Below are 2,230 nucleotides of genomic sequence, written 5' to 3' on the forward strand. Positions count from 1 at the left end.
CGCGCGGGGCTGCCCCGCGCCCCGGGAGGCGGCCCGCTGGGACACGCACCCGCACACCAGCGCGGGCACCAGTACGGCCGCGGCCGCGACCGCGGCGGACGGCCGCCTCGAACGCGTCATCGCCCTCACCGCCTCCCCCACAAAGCCGCAAATCGGACTTATCCCATTAATGCGGCATGCGGGGAGGGGTGAGAAGGGCGCCTGCCGAACGGAGGCGGTTTCCTGGAACGGCGGGCCGGTGAGCTACCTAGCCTTGACGCCCCTTCGCGATTAGCCGGAGCACGGCCTCGTCGTCGCAGCCCTCCCAGAACCCGCCGACCACGTCCTCCAGGTGCGCCAGCGAGTCCGCCCGGAACAGCACGTCCTGGTACTTCGTGATGTCGTAGTGGGTGGTGCCCATCGCCACGAGGTCCAGCGGGCGGATGTCCATCCCCCGGAACTCCTCGATCTCGCCGTAGGACGACAGGATGCCCGCGCCGTACGCCCGCAGCTCACCGCCGTCGGTCATCACCCCGAACTCCAGCGTGAACCAGAAGACCTTCGAGATGAACTCCAGCGCCTCGTCGCTCTCGACCCGGCGCGCCGCCTGGCCGGCCAGCCGGTAGAGCGCCGCGTAGCGGTCGGAGGCGAGCGCGTTGGCGTGCCCGATGACCTCGTGGATCACGTCGGGCTCGGGGGTGTACAGCGGCGTGGAGTGGTGGCGGATGTACTGCGTCGAGTGGAAGAGCCCGTCCGCCAGGACCCCGTAGAAGTCCCGGAGCGGGACGAGCCCGGCCGCCGGGACGTACCGGAACCCGGTGAGGGGCTCCAGCAGGTCGCCCACCTCCTGCAGCTGCGGGATGCGGTCGCCCGGCAGCCCCAGCCGCGCCGCGGCCCGCTGGTACTCCTCCGTGGCGTACTTGCGGTGCTTGAGCGCCAGCTCCCGGCTGACGATCGCCCACACCTCGTGCTCCTGCTCGGTGTACTCGGCCGTCGGGATGGGCGTGCCGGGAACGTAACCGACGGCGAGCGCCGCGATGGCATTGCGACGAGCCCGGTAGACGGGGTCCGCGAAGCCGGGGTGACTCGCGGCGAGCCGGACCTCGACCGTGCCGTCGTCGTTGGTCGCCACCGGCGCGAAGTACTGCGCTTCCTCGAACATGAATGAAATGACAGCAATTCCCGGATTCGCTGACAAGAGCGAGCATTCAGAGTAGGCGATCTGCGCAAGATCGCCTGGTCGTGCCCGCTTCCCACTGGTCATATCGCCTAGTCTGGCGGCATGGCCATCGACGAGCTGGACAGCCGCCTCCTGGTGACCATGCGCGCCCATCCGCGCATCGGGCTCACCGAGCTCGCCCGCCTGCTCGGCGTGGCGCGCGGCACCGTGCAGGCACGGGTGGACAAGCTCACCGCACGCGGCGTCATCGCCGACTTCGGCCCCACGGTCACCCCCGAGGGCGTCGGCTACCCGATCCTGGCCTTCGTCTCCCTGCAGATCGCCCAGGGCAGGCTCGCCGAGGCCGTGCGGGCGCTGCGGGCCCTCCCCGAGATCCTCGAGGTGTACGGCACCAGCGGCCAGTCCGACCTGCTCTGCCGCGTGGTCGCGCGGAGCACCCCCGACCTGCAGGAGGTCATCGCCCGCATCCTGGCCTCCCCCGCGGTGCAGCGCACCGACACCACGATCGCCCTGTCGGTGCAGGTCCCGTTCCGGATCGAACCGCTGCTGCGCGCCGCCCCCGAGCGGGTCGGCGGGCGGGACGGCGGGCGGGACCTGACCTAGTCCGCACGGCCTTCCCGCCGCTCGCGGCCCCCGGGGGTACGGTCGACGGCGAACACCGCATCCGCTCCGGAAAGGCTGCCCCTGTTGGACATCACCGTGGTCCACGTACCCGATCTGAGCCGCTACGAGGCCCTGCTGGACGGCGAGCGCGTCGGACTCGCCGACTACGTCCGGACCGGCGGGACGGTCGCCTTCGTGCACACCGAGGTCGATCCCTCCCTCGGGGGGCGGGGGATCGGCGGAATGCTCGCCAGGACCGCCCTCGACGACGCGCGCGCCGAAGGGCTGGCGGTCCTGCCCAGGTGCCCGTTCATCAAGGGCTGGATCGACCGGCACCCCGACTACGCCGATCTCGTGCCCGTGCGCCGCTGAGACCCGCGGCCCGCCCCGCGGAGGTCAGCACGGATAGGGGTGCCCTCCGCGGGCGGCCTCCGGGGCCGCGGCGCTCCCGGCCGTCCCGCCGCGCGC

At 72.1% G+C, this 2,230-nt stretch carries 3 protein-coding genes; 2 read left to right on the top strand and 1 reads right to left on the bottom strand.

Annotation, left to right across the window (positions count from 1 at the left end; genetic code table 11):
• Positions 1 to 247 precede the first annotated feature (247 nt).
• The gene (locus ACWJ6R_RS35005; RefSeq protein WP_449066316.1) at positions 248 to 1,141 is read right to left on the bottom strand and encodes a phenylalanine 4-monooxygenase; all 894 of its coding nucleotides are present in this window, start codon (positions 1,139 to 1,141) and stop codon (positions 248 to 250) included.
• A gap of 120 nt (positions 1,142 to 1,261) precedes the next feature.
• On the opposite strand from ACWJ6R_RS35005, the gene ACWJ6R_RS35010 reads away from it, so the two are divergent.
• Positions 1,262 to 1,762 carry an Lrp/AsnC family transcriptional regulator gene (locus tag ACWJ6R_RS35010; RefSeq protein ID WP_449066317.1) on the top strand — a complete coding sequence of 167 codons (501 nt, stop codon included), beginning with the start codon at positions 1,262 to 1,264 and terminating at the stop codon, positions 1,760 to 1,762.
• An 84-nt stretch (positions 1,763 to 1,846) separates the two neighbouring features.
• Positions 1,847 to 2,134, top strand: a complete 288-nt coding sequence (locus ACWJ6R_RS35015) for a GNAT family N-acetyltransferase (RefSeq protein ID WP_449066318.1) — start codon at positions 1,847 to 1,849, stop codon at positions 2,132 to 2,134.
• The last annotated feature ends 96 nt before the right edge of the window (positions 2,135 to 2,230 follow it).

Source organism: Planomonospora algeriensis (assembly GCF_977012225.1).

Excerpts from the sequence above, each read along its gene's own strand:
- ACWJ6R_RS35005 (WP_449066316.1), bottom strand. The coding sequence starts at position 1,141 with ATGTTCGAGGAAGCGCAGTACTTCGCGCCGGTGGCGACCAACGACGAC.
- ACWJ6R_RS35010 (WP_449066317.1), top strand. The coding sequence starts at position 1,262 with ATGGCCATCGACGAGCTGGACAGCCGCCTCCTGGTGACCATGCGCGCC.